The sequence below is a fragment of the Prosthecobacter sp. genome (genome assembly GCF_044373815.1).
Taxonomy (GTDB): Bacteria; Verrucomicrobiota; Verrucomicrobiia; order Verrucomicrobiales; family Verrucomicrobiaceae; genus Prosthecobacter.
This window is the reverse complement of the sequence record NZ_JBIPNG010000456.1, coordinates 1-5,350: the sequence shown is the minus strand read 5'-3', so window position 1 is coordinate 5,350 and position 5,350 is coordinate 1. Positions and strand designations below refer to the sequence as shown.

Below are 5,350 nucleotides of genomic sequence, written 5' to 3'. Positions count from 1 at the left end.
ATGCCCCCGAGATTGCCCAGCACATCATGCACATCGGAGACCAGCGTTCGCGCCACCGGTTTCCCGGAAGGCTCGGAGATCTGCTGGCCCAGCACCACCGGGAGCTGATGCGCAAACATCTGCAAAGCGGCACCGGTGAGGTAGGCCACCACCACTGCCCGGCTGATGAACCGCGCCATGTCCGCCACGCGGAAATACGCGCCGAAGATCAGCAGCGCACCCACGAGGAACACCAGCATCGGCATTGAGGCCATTTGATTCAAGTTGGGAAACGCGGCGAAATAGGACGAAACCATGAACGCCGTGGCATTCGTCGGCCCATAAATGGAATGCCGTGAGCTCATCAGCAGCGCGCCAACCACACAGGCCACGGCGGAACACGTGATGCCATAGGCCAGCGGCAGTCCGGCCACCACGGCAAACGCCATGCCCTGCGGGATGGCCAGCAGCGCACCGTCCAGCCCGCTCCTGGTGTCCGCCTTGAACATTTCTTTGTCGTAGCCCTTCAGCATCTGCCTGAGCGGAAACGGGTCCAGCTCGCTGGCTGCGGCCATGGTCTGCAGCCATGTCCGGCCCCGACTTGCGAATTCACGCAGTTGCTGGAACCAGGCTTGTAGATGGGAGGGCAAAAGAAACTCCTTGGAAACGCTTGGCCCAAGCTAAACGCCTCAGCACAGATCACAAGCTTTGTGCTTATACGATTGCCACTGGACTCAAGGTTCTATCGAATCACCTTCCACCATGCCCGCAGACGCCGACGAACCGATCCCCGATGTGGTCGAGCATCCCATCGGTCCGGAGCTCGACCTGCACACCTTCCGACCCAATGAAATCGGCAGCCTGCTGCCAGAATATTTCGCCGAATGCCGCAAGCGCGGCATCCTCCGCGTCCGCATCATCCACGGCAAAGGCAGCGGCACCCTCCGAACCGGCGTGCATCAGGTGCTCGCGAAGCTGCCCGAAGTGCAGCAGTTCATCTGGCCTGCCGATGAAATCAGCGGCTCCTGGGGCGCGACCTGGGTCATTTTGCAGGCCTAAAGCTCGTCAAAGAGCCCACGCAGCGCTCGTCCACACCTTCGGTTTGGCGTTTTCCAGCTTCTCCAAATCCAGCGCCGTGCCATTTTTGACTTCCAGCTTCTGCCCGCGGATTTCCAGCGTCAGGGGGCCGGCGAGGTCGGCTTTTTCCAACCAGAAACGCAGTCGGACATCGCCCGTGGTCTGGGCTTCGATGCTCGGCGGGCGTTCCACCGGAAGAATGAAGGGCGGCACCTCCTTGCCGGCTCCATTGACCAAACGTACGTCGGGCGCCTGCATGGAGAGCGGCCGGGGGCTGGAATTTTTATAACGCACCTCCAGATCCAGGCGGGCATTGCCAAAATCACGCTCCAGCGTGCAGCGGCGCAGTTGCAGGGGAAAATCGGCACTCATTTCGGCTCCAGAGCTGTTTTCAGCCGGGTTTGGGGCCGGTTGAAACGACCACCAAATAGCGATTCCGCCTACGATAAGCAGCAGCCAGACCTCAAATCTCTGAAAAATACGCATGAAGGCTAAAATCGGGGATGTCGTTCTCTGTTTGTCAAAACCGTCAAACTGTCTATCATGCGCGCCCCTCCGGCCCGGACGCGGTTCCCCACCGCCCGGTTGTTGGGATGGAAAACACTTCGCCCCCTAACCTCTTTCTCATGAACATCAACGTCGAACATCAGCCCAACTGCCGAGCCGTCGCCCACGTCCGCGTTCCTTCCGACCAGGTCGGCAAAGAACGTGACGAGATCATCACCTACTTCGCCGGCATGGTGCGCATGCCCGGCTATCGCCCCGGCAAAACGCCGAAGAGCATCGTCGCCAAGCGCTACGAAAACGAAGTGAAGGACGAACTCGAAAAGAAGCTCATCAGCGAAGGCCTGCGCCAGGCCGTGAAGAGCGAAGGCCTCGAGCTCCTCAACGTCCTCGCCGTGAACGACAAGATGTATCACGACACAGACAAGAGCTTCAGCTTCACCATCGAGATGAGCCTCGCGCCGAAGTTTGAGCTGCCCGAGTACACCGGCATCCCGGTCAAGCTCCCGCGCATCGAAATCACCGACGCTGATGTGGACCACGATCTCCTCCACCTCCGTGAAAACCAGGCCACCTACGAAGACGTGGACCGTGTCGCCGCCGTGGGTGATGTCGTCGTTCTCAGCGTCACCGGCAGCCTCGATGGCCAGCCCATCGCCGAAGCCATGCCAGATGCCCCCTCCCATCTCAAGGAGATGAAGGAAAACTGGTTCCTCCTCGCCGACGAAGACGATTTCCTCCCTGGCTTCTACGCAGGCCTCGTTGGCATCGCCAAAGATGACGAGCGCACGCTCAACATCACCCTGGCAGACGACTTCAATTTCGAAGCCCTGCGCGGCAAGACCATCGCCCTCACCGCAAAATGCCACGGCGTGAAGAACAAGGCCGTGCCGGAACTCACCGAAGAGTTCATCAAAAAGATCGCCGGTGAAGAAATGAGCCTCGAAACCCTCCGCGATGAAGTGCGCGACGCCATCCGCCGCCGCCGTGAGCAGGCCCGCGATACCGCGAAATCCAATCAGGTCATCGCCCACCTCTTTGAAAAGGTGGAGTTCGAACTCCCGCAGGAAGTCGTGAACCGCGAAGCCCAGCGCCGCACCAACGAAATCGCCCAGCGCGCCATGCAGCAGGGCATCGGCGAAGAAGAGTTGATCAAGCAGCAGGACGAGATCCTCAACAGCGCCACCAATCAGGCCCGCCAGAACGTCAAAGTCAGCTTCATCCTTGAGCAGATCGCCAAGAAGGAAGCCCTCGAAGTTCCCGGCCAGAAGATCGCCATGGCCCTCGCCCAGATCGCCGAGCGTCAGAAGACCCCCGCCAAGAAGTTCATGGCCGAGGCTCAGAAAAACGGCCTCATCGACAACGTGCGCAACGACCTGCTCCTGCAGGAAGCCATGGAATTCCTCAAGTCCAAGGCCATCGTCGAAGAAACTGAGCCCGAAGCAGAACACTGCGACACGCATAGCAAGTGATCGCGGAGCTTGGCTCTTTGATTGAAACGTACCTGAGTTAAATCAGGCTGGAGGCCGGCGAATTTTCGCCGGCCTTCGCATTTTGCGGCTGCGGGCTTGGTGTAAGCCCAGCCGCAAGGTTTGCATTGCATGCCAAAGCCCGCATGTGCCATGAGTGCGCATGCCTCACGATCTCCACGCCGCCCTCAAACAGCACTTTGGCCATAAGGCCTTTCGTGCGGGACAGGAGCAGGTGATGGAGGCCCTGCTCGCAGGAAGAAGCGCACTCGCGCTCTTCCCCACCAGCGCGGGCAAATCGCTCTGCTATCAGCTTCCTGCGCTTTTGATGGACGGCGTCACACTGGTCATCTCCCCGTTGATTGCGCTGATGAAGGACCAGGTGCAGGCGCTGCGGGCACGTGGCATTGCCGCAGCACGCTTGGATTCTTCGCTCTCAGCCGATGAAGCGGCGCAGGTCTTTGACGACATGCGCAACGGCACGCTCAAGCTGCTCTACATCGCCCCGGAGCGGCTCATGAATGAAAACTTCGTGGAGCGGCTCAAGCGCCTGCGCATCTCCATGATGGCAGTCGATGAAGCGCACTGCATCTCCGAGTGGGGGCACAATTTCCGCCCGGAATACCTGCGTCTGGCACTCGTTGCCAAGGAACTCGGCATCAAGCCCGTGCTCGCACTCACCGCCACCGCCACGCCCTCGGTCGCGGCAGACATTCGCAAGGCCTTTGGCATTGAGCAGGCGGATCATGTGCAGACCTCGTTCCTGAGGTCGAATCTGCACTTTCGCATCACCCCTTGCACCGCGCAGCAGCGCCTGCCCGTGCTCACCAAGTTGCTGCTGAAGCGCAAGGTGCCCTCCATCGTGTACGTGACGCTGCAAAACACTGCCGAGCATGTGGCCACGCATTTGCAGAAAAATGGCGTAAACGCCCTGGCCTATCACGCCGGTTTGCCGGACGAGCACCGCCACGCCGCGCAGGATGCCTTCATGAACGGCCAGACGGATGTCATCGTCGCCACCATCGCCTTCGGCATGGGCATCGACAAAGCGGACATCCGCGCTGTGTATCACTACAACCTGCCCAAGACGCTCGAAAACTACTCCCAGGAAACCGGCCGTGCCGGGCGCGATGGCAAGGTTTCAGTCTGCGAGCTGCTCGCCTGCGCAGACGACTGCATCGTGCTGGAAAACTTCACCTTTGGCGACACACCCACACCGCAGGCCATCCGCCAGCTTCTCGATCATCTGCTGCTGCAAGGCGCGGAATTTGATATCTCGATGTACGATCTCGCCCATGCCACGGACATCCGCCCGCTGGTCATCGAAACAGTCATCACGAATCTCGAACTCGATGGCATCCTGCGTCCGCTCGGTTCCTTTTACGCCAGCTACCAGTTCCGCTTCATCCAGCCGGAGCAACGCATTCTTTCCGGCCATAAACCCGAGCGTCAGGCATTCCTGCGCCTTTTGTTTCAATGCGGCAAACGCGGCACCAAGTGGATCACGCTGAATCCTGACGAAGCCGCCGCTGAACTCAATGAACCACGTGACCGCGTGCTCAAAGCGCTCACCTGGCTGCAGGAATCCGGCGACATCGAACTCAAGCCCAGCGGCAGCCGCCAAAAATATCGGCTGTCCGAAGACGCACATCGCCGCGATCCGAAGGAGATCACCAAAAAGATGCAGCAGCTCTTTGCAGAGCGCGAACGTCGCGATGTCGAGCGTCTGAACGAGGTTCTCACCTTCGCCCAGCATCGAGGCTGCCTGACCCGCTGGCTCCTGCACTACTTCGGTGAAGAAATGGCCGCCGACTGCGGCACCTGCACCAGCTGCAAAGAGCGCGAAAAAGGCATCGCCGACGAATCACCACGCGAAATCCCGCAGTCCGAGCCGCCGCCGATCACCGTCGAGCACGTGGCCGCTATCCACGAGGTCATCGCCGAGCGCAAAGCCGCGCTGCGCTCCTCCCGCCAGCTCGCCCGCTTCCTCTGCGGCCTCACCAGCCCTGCCACCACGCGGGAGCGTCTCGGCAGACATCCCAGCTTCGGTTTGCTGGAGCGTATTCCCTTTGGCGATGTCCTAGCGCAGACGGAAACGATGCTGGGGTGAATCAAGGTGATCTTCACAATACTTTGCGAGGATCACTTTCAGGTTCAGCGCTCCAAGGCTTGTTCGACGGAAACGCGGTAGTACCTGCGGCTTTGCTTCCCCAACACAAACCAGCAAAGTAACGAGATGATTATGGCAAAACCGAGCCACTGCCCAATCACCAAGCTTTGATCATCAGAGGCGCCAGGCCAGGAGATTTTGAACCATGCAC

The 5,350-nt window shown here is 59.9% G+C and carries 5 protein-coding genes; 3 read left to right on the top strand and 2 right to left on the bottom strand.

Annotated features, from left to right (window positions below; all coding sequences use genetic code 11):
- Positions 1-554, bottom strand: a 554-nt coding sequence (locus ACIREA_RS25890) for a SulP family inorganic anion transporter (protein ID WP_397385215.1), incomplete at its 3' end; no start/stop codon positions are given.
- Positions 555-741: 187 nt separating this feature from the next.
- On the opposite strand from ACIREA_RS25890, the gene ACIREA_RS25885 reads away from it, so the two are divergent.
- Positions 742-1,038, top strand: a complete 297-nt coding sequence (locus ACIREA_RS25885) for a Smr/MutS family protein (protein ID WP_397385214.1) — start codon at positions 742-744, stop codon at positions 1,036-1,038.
- Positions 1,039-1,044: 6 nt separating this feature from the next.
- Here ACIREA_RS25885 and ACIREA_RS25880 read toward each other — a convergent pair whose 3' ends face one another.
- On the bottom strand, positions 1,045-1,428 hold the full coding sequence (locus ACIREA_RS25880) for a hypothetical protein (RefSeq protein ID WP_397385213.1): 384 nt from the start codon (positions 1,426-1,428) through the stop codon (positions 1,045-1,047).
- A 254-nt stretch (positions 1,429-1,682) separates the two neighbouring features.
- Between ACIREA_RS25880 and tig the strand changes: the two genes are divergently transcribed.
- On the top strand, positions 1,683-3,032 hold the full coding sequence (tig, locus tag ACIREA_RS25875) for a trigger factor (RefSeq protein WP_397385212.1): 1,350 nt from the start codon (positions 1,683-1,685) through the stop codon (positions 3,030-3,032).
- A 160-nt stretch (positions 3,033-3,192) separates the two neighbouring features.
- Complete coding sequence (locus ACIREA_RS25870; RefSeq protein ID WP_397385211.1) at positions 3,193-5,139, top strand: ATP-dependent DNA helicase RecQ; 1,947 nt, start codon at positions 3,193-3,195, stop codon at positions 5,137-5,139.
- The last annotated feature ends 211 nt before the right edge of the window (positions 5,140-5,350 follow it).

What these genes read in the sequence shown, in the direction of transcription:
- ACIREA_RS25885 (WP_397385214.1), top strand. Translation starts at nt 742, where the DNA reads ATGCCCGCAGACGCCGACGAACCGATCCCCGATGTGGTCGAGCATCCC.
- ACIREA_RS25880 (WP_397385213.1), bottom strand. Translation starts at nt 1,428, where the DNA reads ATGAGTGCCGATTTTCCCCTGCAACTGCGCCGCTGCACGCTGGAGCGT.
- tig (WP_397385212.1), top strand. Translation starts at nt 1,683, where the DNA reads ATGAACATCAACGTCGAACATCAGCCCAACTGCCGAGCCGTCGCCCAC.
- ACIREA_RS25870 (WP_397385211.1), top strand. Translation starts at nt 3,193, where the DNA reads ATGCCTCACGATCTCCACGCCGCCCTCAAACAGCACTTTGGCCATAAG.